Here is a 25,119-nt window from a genome sequence, read left to right on the forward strand (position 1 = left end):
TAAAGAAGTCATTTCCCAGATACAGTTTTACTTTTTTCACCAATCAACATCATGTTGCGCACCCTGATTTATTCACTCATGCTGTTTGCAATGAGCAAGACACTCTTTGCCCAGCAAAATATCAAAACAAGTCTGAAAGGTCAGATCCAGACCAGCGACGGCAAGGAAGCTCCTTTCGTTACTGTGGTCATCAAGGATACCAAATACGGAACCGTCACCGATGCAAAAGGTGTATTTCAATTACGTAACATTCCTGCCGGAAACCATATTCTTCAGATCAGGATCGTAGGTTATCAGGCTCAGGATTTTCCATTTGAAGCCGCGGAAGGACAGAGTGTTGTACTTCCTGTGATTCGCATCAAGGAGGATGCGCATGCGCTCAATGAAGTTCTGATCAAAGGTAATATCAACAAATTTGACGCTAAGGAAACCGACTACGTGGCCCGTATGCCGCTGGCCAATCTGGAAAACCCTCAGGTTTACAGCGCCATTTCAAAAGAATTGCTGAGCGACCAGGTCGTTATCGACTACAAAGATGCCTTGCGCAATGTGGCGGGAATCGCCCCAAACAACAATCCTGCCGGAGGTACCGGTGGTACACTTCGTGGTTTCAACGTAACTACAACAGTACAAAACGGGATGGCGGTTCAGGTTTATCAGCAGGACATGATCAATCTCGAAAGAATTGAAGTGATCAAAGGCCCGTCCGGAACGTTGTTCGGGTCGAGTATCGTCGGTTTTGGCGGACTTATCAATCAGGTTACAAAAAAACCTTTTGAGCATTTCAAGGGTGAGGTTTCCTACACCGGCGGAAGTTATGAACTGAGCCGCTTTACCGTTGATATCAATACACCGATCAGCGGAGACAAAACGGTTTTACTTCGTGTAAATGCTGCGGCTCACAATGAAGGCACATTCCAGAGTTTCGGCCACACCAGAATGTATACTTTTGCGCCGAGTCTTTCGTATAAGGTCGATGAAAAATTATCTTTTGTATTTGACGCCGCGCTGAACACGACAAACCGCTCGACGGTCGCTTATTACCAGAACCTGAACAAAACGAGTTATCGAAATTTCGGGGACATTCCGATCGACTTTAAAACTTCTCTGGGCGGAGAAAATATTGACGCGCAGCTAACGTCTTCCAATTACTTTACACAGGCCAAATACAAGATCTCGAAAAACTGGACATCGCTTACGAACGTGGCACTTGGAAGTAACCGCATTGAACACAGCAACCAGATATACCCATCCTGGACGAGCGACACGACATTCAATAGGACGATATCCAATTATGGTCCCCGTATTTTCACATCCGTTAATATGCAGCAGAATTTTACCGGAGAGTTTAAGATCGGACCTTTTAAAAACCGGCTTTTGGCAGGTGTGGATTATTACACATTCCGCAGTCAGCTCCGTTACACCAATGTTGGGACTTATGATGTTGTGAATACCAGAAAGTCGATTTCTGCCATAAATCTTGAAAAAGTAAACGCACTCGTAGCCGCTGCCGCCAACAGCAACAACGAAACAAAGCTGAGCACATACAGCGCATATTTTTCTGACGTGATCAATTTGACTGACAAGCTGATTGCCATGTTAAGTCTTCGCGTTGACCGGTTTGTGAATAAACCCACGGTGACCAATGGCATTGTCGGGGCGAACGACTACAAACAGACCGCTTTTTCTCCGAAACTTGGGTTGGTTTACCAGCTGGTAAAAGACCAGGTTTCTGTTTTTGGTAATTACATGAACGGATTTCAGAACGTCGCTCCCGTTGTGCAGCCGGACGGTACCACTTCGGTATTTAAACCGATGCAGGCAAATCAGTGGGAAACGGGTATCAAGGCTGAGGCATTTGGCGGCAAAATCAGTGGTACTTTGAGCTACTATAACATTGATATGAAAAATGCGACTTACATTGAGCAGGGCCGCACGGTTCAATCCGGATCACAGGAAAGCAAAGGATTTGAAGTAGAACTGGTAGCCAACCCGGTTACAGGATTCAATCTGATCGCTGGTTATGCTAAAAATGATGCTAAAATCTCAAAATCAACGCCCGAACTCACCGGCAAAAAAGTCTCCACCAACCCGGGTGAGTATTTCAACCTGTGGGCGAGTTACAAATTCACAGGAAATTTCCTGAAAAATATCGGACTGGGCATCGGTGGAAATTATGTGGCCGACTCTTATTTTGATGTAGCCAACACCATCACAATCCCCTCTTATACCACCGTCAACGCGTCCCTGTTTTTCGATCAGCCGAAATGGCGGTTTACGATCAAAGGAAATAACCTGGGCAATGAAAAATACTGGTCAAATTACGGAATAGTGCAGTCGATGAGACAAATTTCAGGAAACGTAATTTTTAAATTCTGAGAAGGCGGTCAGCTGTCGGCCTGGCCTTAACATCTTGTTTGCCAATCATTACATTTACCACTATACCAGAAAAACCCGGGCCTGCGTTTCAGGTCCGGGTTTGTTATTATCTTTTCAAAGTTGTTATATCAAACAAAAAGAAGCTTCTCTGATCCAAATCATTGCGTCGCCATTCAACTGAGAGCGGTATGCCGACCGCTGACAACCGACAGCCGACAACCCAAAAATTATTTCCCCGCGTTGATCAACACTCCCTCCGATGATATACAAAACTGTTCATAAACATCACGGTATTGCTTATGCACCGCTTTATCAGGCTCAAAAATCGTACTCACAGGGGTAAAGAAATCCAGGTCGGATAACTCTTTCACCCGTCCAAGCGCTTTTAATCCCATCATCGCTGCACCGACAGTTCCGGTATCAACAGTATCATTTAAAGCAACCGGCGTTCCGAAAACATCGGCCAGCATCTGCACCCAGAACGGGCTATGCGCAAACCCTCCGTTGGCATAAATGGTTTTAACCTTTTGTGTTTCCAGTAAAATTTTCCCGATGCTGTAAATATTCAGATGAATACCTTCCATGACGGCTCTCGCAAAATGCGGCTTGGTATGCTGAATATCGAGTCCAAGGAAGCCACCTCTCACAGCAGAGCTCCACAGAGGTGCTCTTTCTCCCAGCAGGTACGGGAAAAATAAAAGTCCGTCCGATCCGGGGTTAACCTGAGCGGCCGCATCAAAAATTTCATTATAGTCGCTGTCTGAGAAAAAAGTATTTTTCAGCCATTCAAACACCACGGCGCCGTTGTTTGAAGGCCCTCCCACCACGTAGGTATCGTCGTCGAGAATATAACAGAAAGTGCGCATCGTTTCATCCAGATACGGCACATCAGAACAAATTCTGGCAGCGCCACTGGTTCCGATGGTAATGGCCATCGTTCCCTTGCGTATGGCTCCACTACCCAGATTTGCCAGACAGCCGTCACTGGCTCCCATGACCAATGGTGTTCCTTCGGGCAATTGAAATTCATTTTCCGCAGGTAATTTTTCGATATGGTAGGCCGATACTGCTTTCGATAACCGGCTCTCATCCAGGCCAATTTTTTCAAGCGTCCAGGTATCCCATTTTTTACTCTTGATATTAAAAAGGCCCGTTGCCGAAGCAATGGAATAATCGACCACAAATTGCCCGGTAAGCTTGAAAATAATGTATTCCTTAATGCCGATAAACTTGTCGGTTTTATCAAAAATACGCTTTTCATTTTTCCGAAGCCAGACCAGTTTGCAGGCTGGCGTCATCGCGTGAACCGGTGTGCCGTTATGCCGATACATTTTTTTTCCGTCAGCAGAAGGGCGTAATTTCTTGGCAATCTCAGCACTTCGGTTATCTGCCCAGATGATCAGATTGGTCAGATTCTTGCCATTTTTATCAATACACAAAATGCTGTGCATGGCGGAACTGAAACTGATTCCGATCGGCTCACCCTGCGGCTTACAGATCTCACAGACTTTCCGGATCGAGTTACAAACCGCCTTGAAAATATCATCCGGATTCTGTTCACTCCACTCGGGTTGTGGATGAAGCATCTCATATCCTTCACTGTGGGAAGCCAGTATCCCGGCAGAATCAGAGTCAAAAGCAGTAGTTTTAACGTTTGTAGTACCTATATCACAACCGATTATAAAAGACATTTCGAAGGGGCCTGGATTGAATTTTATTACCTGACAAATGTATTATATTCTGGTCTTACACACTATAAATTATTTCGAAGTTGTGCCGGACTTTATCGCTCATTTTCCATTCGCCTATCCAAATTTTGCTGTTGGTTGTTAAATTGAGGATCAAACAAAATTTCGGCAGGCAGCTCCTAATTAACTAATTTTTATTATTTTCGCATCAGTAAAACAATACTATTCAAATTTTTATTGAACCATGACTGACGACGTACACGTACATAGCAAACCAGAAGGTGCTTCTCTTGGCGCTTCTATCGCGATATTCTTATTATTAGTAATTATCCTTGCGGTATTTGGGGATCTTTTCGTATTCACCCTTGGATTAATCGGTCTTGTGGTAACATTCGCTGCGTTTTACAAAGACAAATCAGCAGACGACCATCATTGATACTTCTTCATTTCAGTTTAATCTGAAATGAAAACTCATAACATTATCGAACGGCCAATTCCGGAAGTGCTTTCAAAACCTTCCATTCGAGTTGGCCGTTTGTTTTGTTTATCACCCATTCTTCTTCAAAAACCTGCGTATCTTCAAGGTCGCGGTACTCCGCAATCAGACTGTTTCCATTGAGCCTTAACATAGCAAATCCGTTATAACCAAGTTGGTAACCAGCCAATTCCAGTCGAATGCGCCGGTCATAAAAATCAATCTTTTCAAGATCCTCTTTACTTTCAGGCATTTTCAGTTCCACCGGCAATCCGCCATGTCCGAGGCAACGTCCAAATACCAATGGGCCTTTACCATTTGTTGCAGCCTTATAAATAACCAGGCGATGATCGTGTCCCCAAAGCCAGATAACCGGCCGGTCAGCCACGCCCAATAACTCCTGCAACTGCTCTCCGGGCCTGGTATATTCTTCTCTAAAAGCAGAGATGTAGGGATGATGGCTGAGAAAAACGATACCTCTTTTATCGTCGGGATCACCGATTTTAACAACATCACGTAACCACGCCACCTGCTCTTTTCGCAAATTACAATCCGGCGGAGAAATGATTTCGAGCAAAGGACGGCTGACTGAGGTATATCCTGTATCAATGCCAATAATTCTCCAGTGTTCGTTTTCCAGACAGAAAAAGCCGGCCTGCTGCGTTTTACGTTCTTCGCCAGTTTTTGCATACATCGCAGGCAGTAAATGCTGAAAAAATGCGTTCCCGTTGGAATACATTTCATGGTTGCCCGACAAAGCCAAACTCCCCGATTCGCCATAATACCAGGAAGAATACGGAGCCGTAAAATTTTCTTCAATCTCTTTGGGTGTGCCTACAAAGTAGATATCACCCATATGTATGGTGTAATCGGGTGCGTAACGCGCGGTCAAATGCGCCACAGCATCTGACTCGGCCGTGTCACTGGCCCAGTCGGAAAGCAAAGCTACCGTTATGTCAGTACGGCTTGGAACGGACGATTGCAAAGGATAAATACCGCTGTCACCGTTTCGGGGATATGCCTGGTAGGGATGCCTCGGTCCAAAACGGCTACGAAGATAATGCCAGGCAAAACCGATAAGATTTCTCTTAAAAAATTCTGAAATGACACGCGATACGGATGACTTATCCTGAACATATTTCTCAAAAAGTTCCTGCTGGGTTTTGGCGTGATTTTCGGCCTCGCTGTGGCCCAGCGTTAAATATTTCTTTGCACGCTCTCCGTCTGATTCCTTCATCTATGTTAATAATTTATAGCAGCCACACTCTATGTAACTGTCTATCACTAGTTTAATACTTAAAATAATAGTACACGATCAATAAATAACAGAAAATATTCTTGATTTCGGCTCAGGTATGATGTAAATTCCAGACAATTATCAATCAAAAAACAGCCCAATGAAAAAATTACTACTTTCTGCTATGATGTTGTTGACAACACAGGCACTGTTTGCCCAGGTTACGACTGCCAAGATGGTCACCGAATGGGAAAGAGCAAAAAATTACACCAAAGCTTATCTGGACGCCATGCCGGACGATGGTTATGCTTTTAAGCCTACGCCGGAAATTCGCTCATTTGCACAACAAATGGGACACCTTGCCGATGCTAACTATGCATTTGCAGCCGCCGCTACGGGCAAGCCCAGCCCTTTCGAAGGTTCAGTTGAAAAAATGGCTGATCAGTCAAAAGCAGCTGTTAGCAAAGCCACACTTGAAAGCTACGACTTTATCATCAATTCTTTAAAAGGTCTGAGCGATTCGGATTTACCAAAAGATATCAAAGTATTTGGCATGCAGTCGAAAACCGGTGTTGCATTCGAAAAAGCTTTTGAACACCAGACACATCACCGCGGACAAACTACTGTGTACATTCGTATGAAAGGGGTAAAACCTCCACAGGAAATGCTGTTCTGATCAAACGGTTTTTGTTAAAATACACAACTCCATCATGTGATACATGATGGAGTTGTGTATTTTTGGGCTTTGAATTTCAAGTTTAACAAACAAAGTCTGCGTGAAGGATCAGTCTAGTTCGAATAACAAACCATTATACCGCATCCCTGATTTATTTGCCGGTTTAACGAATCTCGTTTCAGGAGAAAGTACCCGCCACGGTGGCGTTAGCTCTGAACCCTACAGTTCCCTGAATCTCGGCGGCTCCACATTGGATAATCCTGAAAACGTTGCTGAAAATAACAGACGTTTTTTTGCAGCGCTTGATATTGACCTTTCACAGGTCGCCAAATCCCATCAAGTGCATGGATGCGAAATTCTGGTTGTGACGGAACCCGGCCGGTTTGAAGGCTACGACGCGCTGATCACCAACATACCCGATATTCAGCTGGCGGTAACCGTTGCCGACTGCACCCCAATTTTAATTTTTGACCCTGTAAAAAAAGCGGTTGCCGCAATTCATGCAGGCTGGCGCGGAACAGTAGCGCATATTGTACAAAAAACGGTAAAATTGCTTGGTGAAACATATGGATCAGATCCATCAGATTGCCACGCTTTCGTAGGAACCTGTATTGACGAATGCTCTTTTGAAGTGGGTGAAGAAGTCGCAGAGAATTTTCAGTCAGTTTACAAACGCTGGGACGAACAAAAAAACAAGTTTTTCGTTGATTTGAAAGCTGCCAATCGTGACCAACTTATTGAAGCCGGTGTTAATCCGGACTATATTGAAGTTTCGCCGTATTCAACCGTTATCCACAACGGAGACTATTTTTCTTACAGAAAAGAAAAAGGACTGACAGGCCGGTTGCTCGCAACCATTGGAATAAAAGGATGATCTGATAAGGTTGTGGTCATTTTTTGACGGCCACAACCTTGTTTTTAAACTGCCGTTTGTTTCCGTTTACATCAAATAAATCCGTTAGTATGAGGTAATGTCCCGTTCTAACCACGGCTCCGACTTCATCCCTTCCATCCCAACGCACCTCGCCCGCCGTTCCTACCAGTTGATTTCTGATCAGATTTCGTATTAAACGCCCATTGACATCATAAATCCTGACGGTTGCAATTTGTCCCGGTGAAGTAAGTTTGTATTTCAGCGCTGCAAAATTGTCCAGGCCACCAGAATCAGGTGTGAATGCTTCGGGTTCAACCTCAAAAAAATTCTCGTTAGTTTCGGACTTAATCTGGGAATTTGCATAACCTGGCGTCGCATTGCCTTGGTTATACGCGGCAGAATGCCAGTTGTCCGCGTTTTGCGAAGAAATAGAAACATCCTCCTTTTCAAGTGAAACACCCTTGGGATCGTTAACAAGCGGATCGTGCATCTTTTCTGTATAATCGAAATGATCAAAAACCCGTCCGCTTGCATCCTTCAAAATCACACCTCCGGCAGTATTGGAAAACGCTGGTAACGCCGGCACTTCTAAAAAATGTCTGTTATTTTCGGTTGGATAAAATTGTTTCACTAAATCCTGGTCGATAGTAATCGCCACACAAGTAAATGGAGAAATGATAAATTCCTCGTCGGTGATAGTTTTAAAAACATCTGGCTCTCCGCCTTTTACATTCCCCAACACCCAGTTTTTCAAGCTGATAAACTTCTTTGAGTTGTTATATATTTCAACAAAATCAACACCGTCCTCAGGCGGATTGAATAATATTTCATTAATCACAACATCTCCGGAATCAGCCTTGGATGGCAACCCCATTGTCATTTCGGCCTCCCTCAATAAATTTCCGGCACAATCCGAGAGGTTTTTTACAGAAACTATGTAACTCACATTTGCTAAAAAAGGCGAATCCAATGTCAGGATTAAGCTCCTGAATCCGGGCGATTCCAGTTTCCTTTTTATGATTTTCCTTCCCGAAACAGTTATCAAAGCACCAGCGACTGCGTTTAAACTATCAAGTTTCTCATCTGCCGTAATCCGCAATTCATTTTCTGAAATGATATCCCAATGCTGGATTTTCGGTTGAACGATATCGGGATTATTTCTAAATACGCTGTTTCTTTTTCCCGGCGTCCCTCCTGTCTGATCAGCGGAAACATTCCAATTATCGCGTTGCCCGCAAGGATTGCCAGCATCCGTCATTTCAAGTGCATAACCACCATCCCGTTTAGCAGATGACCACCAGTTCAATGCATAACTTATTGAAAATATCAGTTGGTTACTCCGTGAATAAAGCGACAGAGTAGCTCCGTCGTTTGCCAAAGATAAAGATCCCATAGCAATCACTTTGCCGTAGTTCTTCATTTGCCCGGCGTTACCGGCACTGCAAATAATGGCATAACCATGTGCGTCAAGAATGGAATCCGGGAAAGTGGCAGATCTGGTTCCAATCGCTAATTTCCAGCCTTTCAGAGAAACAGGTTGACCAGATGGATTAAACAATTCAATGTATTCAACTTCCGGGAGACCAATAACCGGCGTGGGATCAGCCATGATTTCGGTTATGACAACACTATTATAACCTTGCCCATGACAGAAAATACCAGCCCAAAGCAGGTTAAAAAGAAAGAAGATTCTTGTGCATATGAGCATGACAGTGTTCCGGTTAACAAACTGGTTTACAGTAATACGGAACGACTTTGCTTTGGTAACCCTGACGATAGCCAAAAGCATGGCATTAAAACAAAAAATTCAACCCTTTTCAGAGTTGAATTGATATATCTTAATCAGAAAATTTGATCCCTTTTAAAACTATTTGGTTTCTTCCGGTTTTACAGGAGCCGGAGCAGCAGTTTTCGCAGGAGCAGCTGCTGGTTTTGCAGTTGTCTTAGCGGCAGGAGCTGGTTTCGGAGCAGCCGTTTTTACCGGAGGGGTTGCAACAGGTTTCGAAACTGCTGAGGCAACAAGTGTCGCAAGCTTGGCGGCTTTTTCAGCGTTTTTCTTACCTTTTTTAGATTCCTTTTTTGGTGATTTTGCTTTTTTCTCCGCGTTCTTAGCCTCTTTTGCTTTCCTTTTTTCTTCGTCTTTTACAAATTTAGAAACTTTTTTGGCCAACTTGGCTGCTGCTTTCTCAATCGATTTCTTTATCTTCTTCGAATCAGCAGTTACCGCATCAAGTTTCACGACTAATGTTTCTGCGATTTCGGTAGTAAGTTTTTTTGTTGCGGATTTCATAATCAGAAAATTATTTAAATAAATAAGATAAGAATAACTAAATAGCTAATGTTCTTGATTTCAGCTCATTATTGAATTAATCACATTCCTATCTTTCAACCTGCAAATACCGACTATTAATTTCAAAAGAGCAAATATAACGTGTTATATTTATGTTAAATTTTTCCTCACAAATTCCCAGAGAACAATTCCGGCCGAAACGGACACATTAAACGAATGTTTCGTACCAAATTGGGGTATTTCAACGCATTTATCAGATGCAGCAATGACTTCATCTGCCACTCCTTCCACTTCATTTCCAAAAACGAATGCGTAAGGCACATTACTTTCAGGTTCAAAATTTTGAAGTAAAGTACTCCCCTCGGCCTGTTCTACTGAAATAATTCGATAACCCTCCTCTTTTAGTTTGATTACTGCCGCAAGCGTAGTTTCTTCCTTTTCCCAAATTACAGAATTTTCCGCACCTAACGCACTTCTCGTGATTTCTCTGTGCGGTGGATTTTGCGTATAGCCACACAAGATTAATTTTCTGGCCCGAAATGCGTCCGCTGTCCGAAAAAAAGAACCCACATTATTCAGGCTTCTGATATTATCCAGTACAATCACAAATGGAAACTTATCCGACTCCTTAAATTCCTCTACCGACAACCGGTTCATTTCCTCAATGAGCAGTTTACGCATGTTATTTACTTATTCTAAACGTTCAACATCATTTTCTCCGCAAACCTACGACGATTTAGTGCAAAAAATATAAGTTTTTCATTCCCGTTTAACTCGAAAAGGACTGATAAGACAACATCCTAATATCCAACCATTTAAAAAATAATTCCATGCACAACAAACATCATACTACCGTTAAGTAAAATTATTACTACATTTAAATTAAAATTTACTCCATAATAATAGAAATTTTTTTGATTCAATCCGTTACCTGTTAAGAGAAATCACGTCTGGTATAAGACACTTAACAGTTATGAAATTGCCTAACCCTGCACCGTGAAAAATCTTCTATTATTACTAACCTTTCTGTATACCTCTTTATACTGCAACACCATTTTTGCTCAGTATCAACCGGGCGATGAAGAAGAATACGCCGTGTTGCACTACACAGAAGACAGCGGACTACCTCAAAATAGTGTAAAAAACATTGCACCTGACTCTGACGGCTTTATCTGGCTGACAACGGAAACAGGACTTGTCCGGTTTGACGGTAAGAATTTTGTTACGTTTGATAAGTCTGACCTCCCGATTCCGAATAACAGATTTTCAATGCTCCAACCGGATCTTTCCCCAAACGGAAGATCAAAAAAATTCTATGCGATCGCAGAAAATGACCACTACATTCGTGTTGAAGGTGGTAAGGCTTACTCGGATTCTCTTTATTTCCAGAATAAAATTTTAAAAATACCTTTTGTAAAAACGGCGCGATGGGAAACCCTGATGTCGAACGGATCTCCCAATTACCTGAGAGACTGGGCGAATCCCAAATATTTCATCGTACCGGTTCCTTATGGCGAAGGAAATTTTTACATCTGTTACGCAAACAAAATCGAATATTATGCGAACTGGAAAAAGCAATTAGCCTGGTCGTTCAAAACGCCCAAATTCTGGAATTTCTTCCTGATCGGAAAAAATCTGTATTTTGCCCACACCGACGGAAACATTACTTCAATCCAGCCCAAAGGGCTTTCTTCTCGTCCTGTAACGGGTGATATTTTAAAAAACAAGTTATACAACTCCGAAAGCAAGCTTGTTGAAATTTATTGGAATAATATCTCCAACCAGGTCTTCTTTTATCTTGATAAAAAACTCTATGAAGTTTCCGAGACATCAGGAGGGGAAATAAGCACGCGGTTATTACTGGAAAACTATGACTTTGCAGAAAACAATATTTCGTCGATTTTATATGACAAACCGAACGAACGCTTCTTCCTCGGAAGCGTGACAAAAGGCCTTTTTCTATTGAAGAAAAAAAACTTTATGACTTTAAGAAGCAAAGGAAGTAATCTGGATAATGTTTTTTACGGACAAACTCCCTTTGATTCCAGCGCAATCATCACCGGTCGAGGTTTTATTTTCCGGAAAAATAAGGTCAGCAGCCCCACCCTTTCACAAAAATCTGCACTCATAAGTACTTCGGGTGAGACTGTTGATGGGTATGGAATTATTTCCGACAGGCATGGAAATATCTGGCGAAAGTCGGGCGAGGTACTTTATTGCTTCAACCTGAAAGAAAACAGGATTGTCGGAAAGTGGGTGACCGGCGCAGAAATCAATCACATTTATGAGGGACAGGACGGCACAATTTGGCTGGGAACAAGAGAAAAGGGACTTTATTGTATCAATCTTGCCGATGCTAAACCACAGGTCAGATTATTCATGAAAGGTCCGTTGAGCCGGATTTCATTCATTTTGGAAGAAACGCCGGAAAGACTTGTGATCGCAACCGCCCATGGACTTTTCCTGCTAGAATTGAAAACGAAGAAACTGAGCTTTATAAAAGGTACTGAGAAGCTTTACATAAGAAGTCTTTATGTCGACGAATCTGTAAATAAACCAGGAATGCCTGCCACGAAAAATATCTGGCTAACGACTTATGAGGATGGTTTTTTCTTGTTTTCCAACAAAAGACTAACGCAATTTCCGGTCGATAAAAATAAATATTTAAAAGGCTCACATTGCATTTTCCCTGACAACAACGGTTTTTTCTGGATCACGACGAACAAAGGCTTATTTAAGGTTTCAAGGGAGGACCTCTTAGAATATGCCGGGAAGACAAAAACTGAAAACTGGGACATTTTCTATGACCATTACACAAAAGAGCACGGGTTTTACACCAACGAGTTCAACGGAGGATGCCAACCGTGCGCCGTGCGACTGCCTAATGGTTATGTCTCTCTCCCGTCTCTTGACGGACTGGTTTGGTTCGTCCCTGAAAAAACGCATGCCGAACTACCCAATAACGAAATTGTGCTGGATCGTTACGATGTGGGCGGTATAAGTTCCAGTATTTTGCGGGACACCATTAAGTTACCAATCGATCCGCAGCAGATAAAAATTCACTTTTCGACTGCTTATTTTGGCAATCTGTCCAATCTGAATATTTCGTATGCTATCCTGAGAGATTCACACAAAAAGCCTGCAAAAAATGACTGGATTGAACTGGATGTAAACAACACCACCATTTCAATAGGAAGCCTCACTGCGGGAGATTACACGTTGTATATTCGTAAAACCAACGGTTTCGGCAAGGAAAATTACACTATTAAAAAAGTAGCATTACATGTACCACCCAGCTGGTATGAAACGCTTTGGTTCAGAGTTTTAGCCGTTTTTCTGTTTGCGCTGGCCGTTTATCTTTTTATAAAATTAAGGCTTCGTCTTATTCAAAAGGAAAATCGGACGCTTGAAATTAAAATTGCCAAACGCACGCAGAAACTGCAACGCACTTTGGGGGCTCTTGAGAAATCAGAGAAGGAACTCCAGCGTCAGATGCACATCCAGACAAGGCTCATTGCATCGATGTCACATGATATCAACACGCCTTTGAAATTTGTTTCCAAGTCTGCCGGACGGATTGATTCCATGCTGAAAAATGAAAAATTTGATAACGTGTCGGAGCTTGGGAAAACGATCGAATATACGACAAGTCATATGCATCATCTGCTCGAAAACCTGATCATTTATGTAAAAACGCAAGTATATGGCAACAATATCATTTCTGAGGAAATCAATTTAGCCCAGTCGCTTTCCGGCAAATTTGACATTTTTAAAGATATTCTTACCGAGAAAGGAAATCATTTTGTTACCGAAATTGATACACGCATAAGAGTTAATACCAACCCTCAGCTGCTCGGCATTATTGTGCACAACCTGATCGACAATGCCAACAAGGTCACAGCAAACGGCGCTATCCGGCTGTATTCAGAAGTACGCAATGGTTTCAAACATCTGATCGTTGCCGATTCAGGGCCCGGGATGCCGGCCGATATCATGTTGTGGCTCAACAATGCGAAGCCTGAATCAGACAATACCAAACAGCTATCCTCAACCTACAACGGACTTGGCTTAACCATCGTAAAAGAAATTTCAACAATGCTCAGAATTACGATCCTTGCAGAAACCGGGAATGGAACGAACATTCATCTGATATTTCCTGATAACATCTAACGTCGTCTACTTTATATCTTCAGCTTTATAAAGTTCGAGCTTTTTGAACATTTCAATCACGTTGGTCACGTCCAGCTTTTCAAATATTCTGGATTTATAAGTGCTGATTGTCGTTTCTTTTAAATCCAGGATTGTCGCGATTTCTTTCGTCCATTTTCCCTGAACCAATAAATGCATTACCTCCAATTCGCGCTTTGAGAGATCTTCCAGCGGATTGGAGCTTACATATTTATTATCCAGAATATTCTGCACCATCAATTGCTGAACCTTGCTGCTAATATATTTCCCATCGTTGATCACGGCATTAATCGCAACCTTGTATTCATCCTCAGAAGACCCTTTGGACAAAAATCCATTAGCGCCCGCATGCAGGTAATGAAGCGCGTAAATTTCTTCTTCGGAGCCTGAAAAAACAAGAATTCTTGCGTTGTCCTGAATTGCCCTAATGCTATTAATCATCCGGCTGTGCTCACCGCCGGGGATATTAATGTCCAGTATGATCAGGTCAAATTTGTTTTTTTGAAGAAGGGTTAGTGCCAGAGTGAAGCTTGCCGCCTGTTGAACATCCACTTGCTGAAACATATCGGTGATCAGAAAATCAATACCCATTCGTACAATGGCATGATCCTCAACAATTAAAATTCTTTTCATCTATTTTCGTTGACGCAATCCAGATTGAGAGCTTTAAAGTTACAGTAATTAATATAATACGTAAGTAGACAAAATTCAATATTTAGAGCGAACTATCGCTACAAAATCTCCTTTTGTTCCACCTCGTTCTTATTCAAAGACTGCCCATACGACGTTATGGCCGGTTAAACATATCAAAAGGGTAAAAAAAAGCAGATATCAGGCACAATTACCCAATATCTGCTTACAAAATTGTAACAGTATGACTCTTAATTATCAATCAGCTTGATTTTCGTAATCAATTCTACAATGTTTTTAACACCCATTTTTTCAAAAATGCGCGCCTTGTAGGTACTTACGGTAGACAGTTGAAGATTCAGCTTCTCAGCAATTTTGGCGGTACCAAAACCTTCCTTAAGCAAGTTCATCACATCCTTTTCTCTCGGAGACAAGCTCACGATTGGGTCCGGAAGGAATTCCTTAGGATTGATCAGCCTGTTGATATTGATTTGCTGCATGTCAGCGCTCATATATTTTTTGTTATCGAGCACGCTCAGCACAGCAGTCTTAAACTCATCTTCCGCAGCATCTTTTGATAAATACCCATCCGCTCCCGCCTGAAGATAAAGCAAGCCATATAACTGCTCATCATAGCTGGAAAACATAAGTATACGGATATCCGGGCGCTTTATCCTGATTGTTTCAATCATTTTAGTATTATTCCCGCCCGGGATATTGATATCTAAAATAAGCAGATCAAAAGTCTGATTACCTAGTTCCAAAAGTACTTTCTGAAACGTATCCACTCCGGTAATTTGTGATTCCGGAATCAGAGATTTTAGGAGGTGCTTGGTCCCGATTCGTACAACTGCGTGATCCTCGGCAATAAGTATGTGCTTCATGAAAAGTTTATATACTAAATGACAGTAGAAATAGTATTACCCCAAAGTTAGAATTTATCGCGAATGAAAACACTAAAATATTAGCACAATTCTAAATACTTGGTACCAGATGTAATAACTCTCTAATTGATGAATAAAAACAATAATTTATTTAATGCAAAATGACCTGTTATTCAACACACAAATTATCTCCCGTTCGGAAAAATTACTTGCTATATAGACGTAGAATCCAAGCCACAGTCACATTGGAGGTACAAGTTAGAAATTTTAGTTAAAATAAAGTCAATAACCCCTACCCTATATTCATTTTTTGCTTAAAATTTTATTTTCTGCTATTAATGTACAAAGATATTTCGATAAAAAAAATGAAATTATACCCAACGAAAATAAGATTGACAACTACAAAAATGGGGCATTTATGTGCAATATCAATAGAATTAATTTAATTAATTCTTACACAACCAATTATATCAAAATTAAAAGAAATTCTTGGGTATATTCAAAACTTCATAAAACTACATTTAAAATTTCGTACCTGAAAAATCGCTTTGATAATTTGAGCGGACAGCAAGGTTTTCTTTTCGTGTAGAAATGTTTAACTTAATCACGCAATGTCGTTCATTGACCACACACACCATAACATAATCAAAATTGAATACCCCTGATTATACCTGGAACTACGATTCCCTGGAAACACGGCTCTACATTCAAAAGCCTGCAAATGAATATCCATGCAGCTTTGAAGTTTATCTTTTCAATACTGCAAAACATCAGAACACACAAACATTACAGGGATACCACACCTTTTATCTCATCAGGCTGCCATATCCCGAAGCAATCGCTTCCATTTCTTTAACCGAAGTATCTGAAAAACATTTTGCATCTTCTGCTAAGGCTCCATTTGGCGGCATTCAATGCCATCCCGGCTGTCAAATGCAGGAACTCATATTTTTCCTTTCCTGCGTGGAAAAATGGATGCAGCAAAACAGCGCAAAAGATCTTTTGATTAAGACGGCTCCCGTGTGTTATAACCCTACATTAAACCAGATCCTGCATAGAATTTATTTGATGAATGCTTATCAATCCATCGAGCGAATCAATCACCACATTGAAATTTCAAGCATTGACTTTTCTGTGAGAATAAAAAAATCTGAATCCAGAAGATTAAATAAATGTAAACAAGCCGGTTTTAGGATTAACCTTGATAAAACGTCACCTGACAGGGAAATTTTTAAATTTATTTCGGATAGCTTTTCTAGTAAAAACTACAAATTATCGATTTCAGAAGAAAAATTTGAAGTACTGGCAAAAACATTTCCCGAAGAGTTTCTAGTCTTTACCGCAAAGGACGAACATCAGCTGATAGCGGTTTGCGTAACCGTGAGAGTCAGCAAAAATATATTATACCTTTTTATCCAGACTGACCTGCTTAGTTACAGAAAATTCAGTCCGATGGTTTTACTGTATGAACAGATTTATAATTACTGTCAAAAAGAGGGTATTAAAACGATGGACCTGGGAACATCAACAGATCATAACGGCGTAATAAAACCTGGATTGATGTGTTTTAAAGAGAATATGGGTGGGGTAAAATCGTTGAAAATTAGTTATCAGAAAGCAATAATGTAATAAGATAACTGCCATACACCGAATTCACGAGGACAAGTAACCTATACAATAAAAACATGCTAAAAAAACACCCATTCTATTAATGATATTTAATCTGATAATTACCAAATTTACCTTTAAGTTACTTATACCCTACCAGCTACCTCGTTTATGAAAATTTTCTACTGCTTACTTTTATATTTACTGATTTCAAATTTTTCATATTCTCAAGTAAACCTGAATTAAGGCCTAATCGGATGTTATCCATTTTCCGGAAATGCAAGTGACTTAAGCAGCAGCAGTAACAATGGAAAGGTCTCAGGTGCCAAATTAACGGCTGACCGATTCGGTAAATCCAACAGCGCATATGATTTTGACGGTATCAATGATTACATCGAAATAAGCCCGAAGAATTTACAGCTAAATACCTTTTCATATTCAATTTGGGTCTCTCCCAAAAATCTGCCTTCACCTTCTGTAGCGTTCTTCTTATTTTCCGTTGGCAGTGATTACGGTGATCAGCACATTTTGCTTGGCAATGATTATACAGCACGTCACAATGCATTTGCTCATGGAAGTTATCAGGGAGTAGCTCAAAACGTGCGATGTACAGATGACGTGCTTCCTCAAACTGACAAATGGTACCATCTTGTACTCTGCAAGGATATTGATAATTACTATTTTTACATCGACGGACAATTGATCTGCGCAAACCCACTAAATGGTGCAAAAGCATTTTACGGAACAGGGATCGTGAGAGCTATGATAGGTGCCAGAAATAACTACGGACAAGCCTCCAATGTACTTATTGACGATGTTCACCTGTACAACAGAGCTTTAAACCAAGAGGAGATCAACGCTTTGTTTAAGGGAGACACAAGTATCCCCTCTTCGATTACGCTAAAAGCCGAAAACGAAAATGCATGTGGCGGGGAGCAAATCCGTTTAATTGCAGAAGGCAGCTCCAATGATGCAGTATTTCAATGGAAGATTGACAAGGTTCTGGTTTCACCAGAAACGGGCCAGGAATTCTTGTACACATTGCCAAGACGATCGGCCGATTATGAATTATCAATTGACGTTGAAGCCTCTTATGTAGGTTCTTGTTTTAAGGTAAATCCTGCTAATACATCTAAAATTATTTCCGTCAAAAATTGCGTTACGCCTCATAACGATAAACAATTACTGGTTCCCAACGTTTTCACTCCAAATCATGATGGTGTGAATGACACGTGGGAAATCCGGAACTGGGATGCTTATCCGGATACTAAAATATTTGTTTACAGCCGCTGGGGAGAGGTTATTTTTCAGTCAACCGGATATCTTACGGCCTGGGACGGAACATATCGTGGAAAAACAGTAATGCCTGGCATGTATCCCTACAAGATATATTCAGAAGGGAAATTATTGTCAAATGGCACGATTAACATTCTTCGCTAAACCAGCCATGTTTATTAATACAATTAAGATTAAAAGAGGCTTTTAGTATTATCTTCTTTATGAACTCTCTTTTTCCTCTTATCTTCGACAAAATATTTGAGCATTGTAATGAAATTAAAGACAATAAAGACAGTCCTGGGGCACCCGTTAAATAAAAACAGAAAGGTAAAAGCACTTCTCACGTTTCTAAAAAGAGGAATTGTAATTCGTTTGCATAAACACCCGATGGTCTATCCTTTTGTTGAAAATGTTTCATTGGTTGTTGACAGAGGCATGTCCAGTGCAGAGCTTCAGATATATACCGGCCTGTACGATACCAACGAAATGTTGTTCGTGATGCATTATCTGAGACCGGAAGATACTTTTGTAGACGTTGGTGCTAATATTGGCGTATATTCCGTTTTGGCATCAGGAATAACAGGTGCAAAATCTTTATCTTTCGAGCCAATCCCTTCCACTTTTGCGAATCTGAAACGCAATATCAACTACAACAATTTACAGGATAAAACAGAATTGTATAACCTTGGCGTGGGTGACAAGGAGGAAACATTGGTATTTTCGAACACGCTGGATGCTATAAACCATGTTATCAACGACAGCACATTCGGCGGCCCGGTTACAGAAGTTCCTGTGAACTCCCTTGACAACTTATTAAGAGGAAAAAATATTAATCTTCTTAAAATTGATGTGGAAGGATTTGAAGCGAATGTCATCAATGGTGCAACTTCGACCCTGGAAAGACCTGAGTTGAAAATAATTATTATGGAGACCAACGGTCTTTCTGACCAATATGAATTTGGGCAGAATTACATTCATAATAAACTTCTTGCTCTTGGGTTCGTTCCGTACAACTATCTTCCTACGGAAAGAAAACTGACTAAAATTACCTCAACAAATCCAGAAAACACGATTTATATCAGAGATCTTTCATTCGTTGAGAACCGGATCAAAACATCCCGAAAAATCAGACTTGGAGATTCGTTGATTTAAGATAATTTCAGTAACCTGGTTACTGAAATTATTTCAGCCATTTTCGCTGAAAAGATAACACCAGCTCATTAATCTCAACCGATACCTGCATCCGGATAATAAACACCGCAAACAAAATCACGAGCACACCTGAGCGTAAAACCAGGACGGTCATGGCCGAAAACACAGTGCGGGTATAGTCAGGCACCAAAAATGTCAGTGCGTATAACAATGCGAGTACAATGGCCACCTGTACGGTTTTGCCTGTAAAAGGTAACACACCAAATTTCCTCCCGACAAACAGCATCCTGGCCATTGAATAACCGAATGTTGTGAGCGCGGTGGCGATCGCTGCTCCCAGAAATCCGTATAACGGGATCAGCCAAAGGTTTAACAAAAACCCACAGATCGCGGACGCTACAATAAATAACGTGGCAAACCTGAAAAATTTCGAGTACAAAATAATTTCTGTATTAAGCCCCGTTGCAATGTCGAACACTTTCGCCAGCGCTAAGAAAAGCACTACGTATTTTCCTTCACCGTATGTATCTCCTTTGGGAATGAGATAAAAAATATCATCTATACTTGCCCAGATCAGTAAGAAAAAAAGCCCGCCAGCGATAAGCTGGTTCAGTGCAGATTTCTGATTCATGGTTCTCACATGATCGTAGTCTCCATTGGTGAGCGAAGTGGAGAGCAGCGGTATTGATATCTGACCGATCGCCTTGCGTGGTATTTCAATAACTCCGGCAATGTAGGAGGCGATAATAAAAATCCCTGCATTAACCAATCCACGTTCACCAGCCAGCATTGTACGATCAATAAAAAGCATCAGGTTCACACCTATTCCGCCCAACAATGTAAAACCTCCGTACGCAAGCATTTGGCGGATGGTAACGCCTGTAAGAATGTTACGGTCCGGGAAACGCCAATACCACTTTCCAAGCGTTTTGATATAGCTAATTAGGATAAGCACCCCTAAACCATAAGAAGCAATGACGAGGTAAAGCATCATATCAAAACTTAGCCAACCCATCCCAAAAGTAAATATCAGAATAACATTTGCCAGCTTCAGATATACTTCACGAATAAAACTTGGAACGGCAATTCGTGCATTGTTCCGGCAATATGCTTCCAGCACGGTAATGTAAATCCAGAAAATGGTTAGCGGAATAACCAGGAAATGGTATTTCAATAACATCGGAGATTCCTTCGCGTAATACGCGTGAATAGCCGGTGTAAAGAGCAGATACAATATAGAGAAAAGCAGACCGCCAATAAACGGAAGAAATAGCAAAAAAGGCAGAATTCCGCGATGCTGATTTTCATCGTCTCTAAAAAGACTGAAAAATTTATCTGCTATGAAAGGCGTCCCCAGATGGGCAAAAGCAGAAAAAAGCAAACTATTTTCAAAGAGCAACCGGGAAAGTGCATATTGTTCTACCGATAGAAATTTTGTAGAAACATACATCTGATTGACAATACCAATCCCGACTCCGATATAAGACCCTAACCCTGCTTTAAGACTCTGACGAACAACAATTCCCACTATAAAAGGCTAGTTAGCATATTTTTGTATCAATATCTCAGCGATACGTTCCGCGGCACGTCCGTCCCAAAATGGCGGTATAACCCCTTCCTTGGTCCGACCACCCAAAATATCCTGTACTTTTTCAGCCACAGAAACCGGATCGAGGTCGCTTAACAGAATATTTGTTCCCAATTCAACCGTAACCGGGCGTTCAGTGCTCGCACGGAAAGTCAGACAAGGTACCTGTAAATACGTCGTTTCTTCCTGTATTCCGCCCGAATCTGTAATGATCAAAGCCGCATTTTCCATTAAATGCAGGAATTCCAGATAACCTTGCGGCTCCATCAAAATGACGTTTTCAAGACTCTTCAATTCATCGAGCAAACCCCAGGTTTCCATATTTTTCAATGTTCTCGGATGAACAGGGAATAATACAGTTTTATCTTTCGAAGTTTCCTTGATAATCGTAAGGATATTGGTCAGTCCTGCTTCAAAATCCACATTACTTGGCCGGTGCATCGTCATCAAAACGTAAGACTTCGGTGCCAGACCCAGATCATTCAGAATAGTCAGCGTTGCAGCTTTTTTACGATAATAAACCAGCGAGTCAATCATCACATTGCCAACAAAATGTACTTTTTCGTCGGGAATACTCTCTCTTTTAAGATTATCGATACCTGCCTGCTCCGTCACAAAAAGATCATCCGCAATACAATCGGTCATAATCCGGTTAATCTCTTCCGGCATTCCACGATCACCGCTTCTCAAACCTGCTTCCACGTGGACAACCGGAATATGTTCCTTTACGGCAACCATCGCACACGCGATCGTCGAATTCACGTCCCCTACAACAAGCACGACATCCGGTTTTTCGACCGCCATGACCTGCTCAAATTCAATCATGATTTTGGCAGTTTGCTGCGTGTGCGATCCGCCTCCGATCCCTAAAAAATAATCCGGTTTCGGCAATTCCAGCTGATTAAAAAAAACATCCGACATACGGGCATCATAATGCTGTCCGGTGTGAATAATTTTAGAATCTATTTGTGCATGTTTCAAAAAAGCGCGGTGAAGCGGGGCCACTTTCATGAAATTCGGACGGGCACCAACAATACTTAGGATTTTCATTTTTAATCAACCAAAATTTTAAACAGCTATCGATCAGTGCGCAAGAACATATTGAAAAGCAACCATATACTCCTTCAACACACTATGTATATTAATTTCTTCCTTGATAATTTTCAGCGAGTTAGCACCAAAGGTCTTTACTTTTTCCGGATCTTCAAGCAAGCTTTTGATTTTCAGGTTAAGACTTTCCTGATTACCGTTTTCAAAATAACTTCCGTTGTATCCTTCCCGGACCAGACGACGCTCCGTTCCATCCGCTACTGCGCAAATGACAGGTTTGGCAAAACACATTGCATCGTTGATCGACAAGCCGCCCATGCCGCCTAACAGGTAAATGGACGAAACATGCAGATAACGTCCTAATGTCAGCGAGTCATAAACGCCACCCACAAAACGAATATTCTCGGCGATGCCCAAATCAGCAGCTTGTTTTTTCAGTATTTCTTCTTCGGGACCAAAACCTACAACAACCAATTCGATATCCGGAAAGAATCTTTTCAGATCCTTTACCGACTGAATCAGCATATCCACTCGTTTCCATTTCACCAAGCGTCCAACGTGTATAACGCGGTGCGGATTGGCCGGCAGGATGTCGGGCTGTTTCAAAACCTGATCATATGCCGCCAGCAGTTCGTCCGTATCCGGAGAATTGGCAGCGATAAATATTTTCTCTTTGGGAACGCCGTAACTCGCAATAATCGCTCCGCCTTCGTTGTAGTAATTGATATGTGCATCCGCCAGGGGAAGGTACAACCGGCGCAGACAGGTGATAATCCTGAACGAAAGCGCACCTTTCCAGTTTTTCTTCGCCGCGTCCAGATCTTCCGTAATATTTTGTCCGGAGTAGTAATATTCCTGGCTTTTGCCCCAATACGAGGTATTGAACGGAATGTCCCGGCAGATCAATTTTGCTTTAACTCCCTTTAACTTAAAATAGAAAAACGGATTTAATATAAACTGTAAGAAATAAGGCCACGCCGACATCACAATAATGTCCGGTTTTATTTCGTGAAGCGTTGGAATCAGATTTTCAAAAAAAGACTTGCCGTACCACGTCGTGTATTCGGGAAGTTCTACCAGACGAAACTGCGCGGCGGATTTGTCTTCTTTCACACCGGCACCAATTGCCTTGCTTTGCTGACTAGGTTTGACCAGAATAACTTCGATTCCATAGTCAGAAACCATTTTATTCAGTATCAATGCAAAATAGTGCGGCAACCCCGCCATGACAAAACAAACACGCATGCGTCAATAGTATTGTGATAATTCCTGCAAAAGTACACATTCGCAGGTAATTTTAAGAGGCGAAGAAATCTTTACCTGATTCAGGTTCTGTTTTTTTATATAAAACAGAAAAAATCTACCGAAGTATCGTAGAAAAAGTAAGCGAAATCAGCTCAAAACCGATTCCGCTCACGAACATTTTTATAATCTTGAATCAACCGATTCTTTTGGCAGTGTCGATTTCAAATCAAAAAGAACCGAATTGCTGTTGGTAAAATCAGCCAAGTTGATCGCTTTGAAAGTATCATGTGCTACTGCCAGCACGACTGCTTCATATTTCCCGGATGGCTTGTCGGATAACGCAATGTCATACTCATGTTTTACCTCATCCGCCGACGCCCATGAATCATACACGTCAACCTGCATGCCAAAATCTTTCAATTCCTTATAAACGTCCACAACCCTGGTATTTCTGATATCAGGACAATTTTCCTTGAACGTTATTCCCAATATCAAAACACGGCTGCCTTCAATTTTATGACCTTTTTTGATCAGTAATTTCACCAGTTTATTGGCGACAAAAACACCCATGGTATCATTGACCCGTCGCCCTGAAAGGATCACCTGCGGATAATAACCCAAAGATTCGGCCTTGTAAGCCAGGTAGTACGGATCCACGCCAATGCAATGGCCTCCCACCAGTCCGGGTTTGTATTTAAGGAAATTCCATTTGGTTCCGGCAGCTTCCAGTACTTCCGTGGTATCAATACCCATCCGGTCAAAAATCAGCGCCAGTTCGTTAACAAAAGAAATGTTAACATCACGCTGTGCATTTTCAATAGCTTTCGAAGCTTCCGCCACCTTGATGCTTGACGCCAGATGTGTACCGGCTTCAATGATCGAACTGTATAAATTATTGACAAATTCAGCAATCTCCGGCGTCGATCCGGACGTCACTTTCTTTATTTTTGTTAACGTATTGACCTTATCACCCGGATTGATCCGTTCCGGCGAATATCCGCAGAAGAAATCTGTATTAAATTTCAATCCGCTTTCCTTTTCCAGGACGGGGACACAATCCTCCTCCGTACAACCGGGATAAACCGTTGATTCATAAATCACGATATCGCCCTTTTTCAGCACCTTCCCTACTGTTTGACTGGCTTTTAAAAGTGGGACAAGATCCGGCTTTTTATAGTTATCAATCGGCGTAGGTACCGTTACAATAAATATATTACAGGTTGCCAATGCCGATAACTCATCGGAAAATTGCAAATCCTGCACACGTTGTAAGTCTTCGGATGAAATTTCCTGCGTTCGGTCATAACCTCTTTTCAGTTCAGCGATCCGCTCTTTGTTGATATCAAAACCAAGCACTGAATATTTCCGGCTGAACTCCACCGCCAAAGGCAGACCGACATAACCAAGACCAATAATTGCAATTTTACTTGCAGCAATTTCTGACGACATTCTGGTAAATTTTATTACGAGGACATAAAACTATACATATTAATCTTGATCAGAAAATTTTGACTGAATCCCGTCCCAAATCGTATACGAAAATTCAGGATTTATAACACTTGCAATTGTGACTTTCGAGAAAATTTACAGTATCAAATCCAACCTTAAAACCGCATTTTATGGAACTAATATCTATTCAAAGCAAAGTTTTCACCCTGAGGGGGCAAAAAATAATGCTGGATTTTGACCTTTCCAAGATGTACGAAATTGAGACTAGGACCTTAAAGCAAGCCGTAAGAAGAAATCTCGACCGTTTTCCTGCTGATTTTATGTTTGAAATCACCAGAGACGAATAGAGGGCGTCTCAAATTAGTCTTGAGGCACCCTCTTTCATTTATCTAAACTTCTCAGAGAATTAATCGTGAAAAAAGCTCTGT

The 25,119-nt window shown here is 41.4% G+C and carries 20 protein-coding genes; 9 read left to right on the forward strand and 11 right to left on the reverse strand.

What is annotated here, in order from left to right:
- Positions 1–90: 90 nt before the first annotated feature.
- Positions 91–2,379, forward strand: coding sequence for a TonB-dependent receptor (locus tag M1L62_RS19870; protein ID WP_254561364.1), 2,289 nt, complete (start codon positions 91–93; stop codon positions 2,377–2,379).
- Between the two features lie 227 nt (positions 2,380–2,606).
- On the opposite strand, the gene M1L62_RS19875 is transcribed toward M1L62_RS19870, so the two are convergent.
- Positions 2,607–4,070 (reverse strand): gluconokinase, encoded by a 1,464-nt coding sequence (locus M1L62_RS19875; protein WP_254561365.1) that lies wholly within the window; start codon positions 4,068–4,070, stop codon positions 2,607–2,609.
- Between the two features lie 241 nt (positions 4,071–4,311).
- Between M1L62_RS19875 and M1L62_RS19880 the strand changes: the two genes are divergently transcribed.
- Positions 4,312–4,503: a hypothetical protein gene (locus M1L62_RS19880; RefSeq protein ID WP_254561366.1), complete on the forward strand. Its 192-nt coding sequence runs from the start codon at positions 4,312–4,314 to the stop codon at positions 4,501–4,503.
- Between the two features lie 43 nt (positions 4,504–4,546).
- Here M1L62_RS19880 and M1L62_RS19885 read toward each other — a convergent pair whose 3' ends face one another.
- The gene (locus M1L62_RS19885) at positions 4,547–5,779 is read right to left on the reverse strand and encodes a metallophosphoesterase family protein (protein ID WP_254561367.1); all 1,233 of its coding nucleotides are present in this window, start codon (positions 5,777–5,779) and stop codon (positions 4,547–4,549) included.
- 160 nt (positions 5,780–5,939) lie between these two features.
- Here M1L62_RS19885 and M1L62_RS19890 point away from each other — a divergent pair, with 160 nt between their 5' ends.
- Positions 5,940–6,455, forward strand: a complete 516-nt coding sequence (locus M1L62_RS19890) for a DinB family protein (RefSeq protein ID WP_254561368.1) — start codon at positions 5,940–5,942, stop codon at positions 6,453–6,455.
- A gap of 100 nt (positions 6,456–6,555) precedes the next feature.
- Complete coding sequence (pgeF, locus tag M1L62_RS19895) at positions 6,556–7,329, forward strand: peptidoglycan editing factor PgeF (protein WP_254561369.1); 774 nt, start codon at positions 6,556–6,558, stop codon at positions 7,327–7,329.
- A 16-nt stretch (positions 7,330–7,345) separates the two neighbouring features.
- On the opposite strand, the gene M1L62_RS19900 is transcribed toward pgeF, so the two are convergent.
- The 3 genes from M1L62_RS19900 to M1L62_RS19910 form a co-directional block, all read right to left on the reverse strand.
- Positions 7,346–9,118, reverse strand: a complete 1,773-nt coding sequence (locus M1L62_RS19900) for a lamin tail domain-containing protein (protein WP_254561370.1) — start codon at positions 9,116–9,118, stop codon at positions 7,346–7,348.
- A 78-nt stretch (positions 9,119–9,196) separates the two neighbouring features.
- Complete coding sequence (locus M1L62_RS19905) at positions 9,197–9,619, reverse strand: histone H1/H5 family protein, HCT subfamily (protein WP_254561371.1); 423 nt, start codon at positions 9,617–9,619, stop codon at positions 9,197–9,199.
- Positions 9,620–9,769: 150 nt separating this feature from the next.
- A complete protein-coding gene (locus tag M1L62_RS19910) occupies positions 9,770–10,300 on the reverse strand; it encodes an RNA methyltransferase (protein WP_254561372.1) in 531 nt (176 codons plus the stop codon).
- A gap of 315 nt (positions 10,301–10,615) precedes the next feature.
- Here M1L62_RS19910 and M1L62_RS19915 point away from each other — a divergent pair, with 315 nt between their 5' ends.
- Positions 10,616–13,789, forward strand: a complete 3,174-nt coding sequence (locus M1L62_RS19915) for a sensor histidine kinase (RefSeq protein WP_254561373.1) — start codon at positions 10,616–10,618, stop codon at positions 13,787–13,789.
- Positions 13,790–13,795: 6 nt separating this feature from the next.
- Here the strand turns inward: M1L62_RS19915 and M1L62_RS19920 are convergent, their stop codons facing one another.
- Together M1L62_RS19920 and M1L62_RS19925 are read right to left on the reverse strand one after the other, a co-directional pair.
- Positions 13,796–14,440 (reverse strand): response regulator, encoded by a 645-nt coding sequence (locus M1L62_RS19920; RefSeq protein ID WP_254561374.1) that lies wholly within the window; start codon positions 14,438–14,440, stop codon positions 13,796–13,798.
- Positions 14,441–14,688: 248 nt separating this feature from the next.
- A complete protein-coding gene (locus M1L62_RS19925; RefSeq protein WP_254561375.1) occupies positions 14,689–15,321 on the reverse strand; it encodes a response regulator in 633 nt (210 codons plus the stop codon).
- A gap of 651 nt (positions 15,322–15,972) precedes the next feature.
- On the opposite strand from M1L62_RS19925, the gene M1L62_RS19930 reads away from it, so the two are divergent.
- The 3 genes from M1L62_RS19930 (at position 15,973) to M1L62_RS19940 (ending at position 19,359) form a co-directional block, all read left to right on the forward strand.
- Complete coding sequence (locus tag M1L62_RS19930) at positions 15,973–16,950, forward strand: GNAT family N-acetyltransferase (protein ID WP_254561376.1); 978 nt, start codon at positions 15,973–15,975, stop codon at positions 16,948–16,950.
- Positions 16,951–17,310: 360 nt separating this feature from the next.
- Positions 17,311–18,369, forward strand: coding sequence for a LamG-like jellyroll fold domain-containing protein (locus M1L62_RS29615; RefSeq protein WP_310589992.1), 1,059 nt, complete (start codon positions 17,311–17,313; stop codon positions 18,367–18,369).
- A gap of 108 nt (positions 18,370–18,477) precedes the next feature.
- Positions 18,478–19,359: an FkbM family methyltransferase gene (locus M1L62_RS19940; protein ID WP_254561377.1), complete on the forward strand. Its 882-nt coding sequence runs from the start codon at positions 18,478–18,480 to the stop codon at positions 19,357–19,359.
- A 28-nt stretch (positions 19,360–19,387) separates the two neighbouring features.
- Here M1L62_RS19940 and M1L62_RS29620 read toward each other — a convergent pair whose 3' ends face one another.
- The 4 genes from M1L62_RS29620 to M1L62_RS19960 form a co-directional block, all read right to left on the reverse strand.
- Positions 19,388–20,887, reverse strand: coding sequence for an oligosaccharide flippase family protein (locus M1L62_RS29620; protein WP_254561378.1), 1,500 nt, complete (start codon positions 20,885–20,887; stop codon positions 19,388–19,390).
- A gap of 9 nt (positions 20,888–20,896) precedes the next feature.
- Complete coding sequence (gene wecB, locus M1L62_RS19950; RefSeq protein ID WP_254561379.1) at positions 20,897–21,997, reverse strand: non-hydrolyzing UDP-N-acetylglucosamine 2-epimerase; 1,101 nt, start codon at positions 21,995–21,997, stop codon at positions 20,897–20,899.
- A 33-nt stretch (positions 21,998–22,030) separates the two neighbouring features.
- Complete coding sequence (locus tag M1L62_RS19955) at positions 22,031–23,242, reverse strand: glycosyltransferase (protein WP_254561380.1); 1,212 nt, start codon at positions 23,240–23,242, stop codon at positions 22,031–22,033.
- A gap of 180 nt (positions 23,243–23,422) precedes the next feature.
- Positions 23,423–24,691 carry a nucleotide sugar dehydrogenase gene (locus tag M1L62_RS19960; protein ID WP_254561381.1) on the reverse strand — a complete coding sequence of 423 codons (1,269 nt, stop codon included), beginning with the start codon at positions 24,689–24,691 and terminating at the stop codon, positions 23,423–23,425.
- Positions 24,692–24,861: 170 nt separating this feature from the next.
- Between M1L62_RS19960 and M1L62_RS19965 the strand changes: the two genes are divergently transcribed.
- Complete coding sequence (locus M1L62_RS19965) at positions 24,862–25,038, forward strand: ORF6N domain-containing protein (protein ID WP_254561382.1); 177 nt, start codon at positions 24,862–24,864, stop codon at positions 25,036–25,038.
- Positions 25,039–25,119: the final 81 nt, after the last annotated feature.

It is taken from the genome of Dyadobacter diqingensis (assembly GCF_024220585.1).
GTDB lineage: Bacteria > Bacteroidota > Bacteroidia > Cytophagales > Spirosomataceae > Dyadobacter > Dyadobacter diqingensis.

Bases quoted from the DNA above. Each gene is read 5' to 3' on its own strand.
- M1L62_RS19870 (WP_254561364.1), top strand. From the start codon at position 91: ATGAGCAAGACACTCTTTGCCCAGCAAAATATCAAAACAAGTCTGAAA.
- M1L62_RS19875 (WP_254561365.1), bottom strand. From the start codon at position 4,070: ATGTCTTTTATAATCGGTTGTGATATAGGTACTACAAACGTTAAAACT.
- M1L62_RS19880 (WP_254561366.1), top strand. From the start codon at position 4,312: ATGACTGACGACGTACACGTACATAGCAAACCAGAAGGTGCTTCTCTT.
- M1L62_RS19885 (WP_254561367.1), bottom strand. From the start codon at position 5,779: ATGAAGGAATCAGACGGAGAGCGTGCAAAGAAATATTTAACGCTGGGC.
- M1L62_RS19890 (WP_254561368.1), top strand. From the start codon at position 5,940: ATGAAAAAATTACTACTTTCTGCTATGATGTTGTTGACAACACAGGCA.
- M1L62_RS19900 (WP_254561370.1), bottom strand. From the start codon at position 9,118: ATGCTTTTGGCTATCGTCAGGGTTACCAAAGCAAAGTCGTTCCGTATT.
- M1L62_RS19905 (WP_254561371.1), bottom strand. From the start codon at position 9,619: ATGAAATCCGCAACAAAAAAACTTACTACCGAAATCGCAGAAACATTA.
- M1L62_RS19910 (WP_254561372.1), bottom strand. From the start codon at position 10,300: ATGCGTAAACTGCTCATTGAGGAAATGAACCGGTTGTCGGTAGAGGAA.
- M1L62_RS19920 (WP_254561374.1), bottom strand. From the start codon at position 14,440: ATGAAAAGAATTTTAATTGTTGAGGATCATGCCATTGTACGAATGGGT.
- M1L62_RS19925 (WP_254561375.1), bottom strand. From the start codon at position 15,321: ATGAAGCACATACTTATTGCCGAGGATCACGCAGTTGTACGAATCGGG.
- M1L62_RS19940 (WP_254561377.1), top strand. From the start codon at position 18,478: ATGAAATTAAAGACAATAAAGACAGTCCTGGGGCACCCGTTAAATAAA.
- wecB (WP_254561379.1), bottom strand. From the start codon at position 21,997: ATGAAAATCCTAAGTATTGTTGGTGCCCGTCCGAATTTCATGAAAGTG.
- M1L62_RS19955 (WP_254561380.1), bottom strand. From the start codon at position 23,242: ATGCGTGTTTGTTTTGTCATGGCGGGGTTGCCGCACTATTTTGCATTG.
- M1L62_RS19960 (WP_254561381.1), bottom strand. From the start codon at position 24,691: ATGTCGTCAGAAATTGCTGCAAGTAAAATTGCAATTATTGGTCTTGGT.
- M1L62_RS19965 (WP_254561382.1), top strand. From the start codon at position 24,862: ATGGAACTAATATCTATTCAAAGCAAAGTTTTCACCCTGAGGGGGCAA.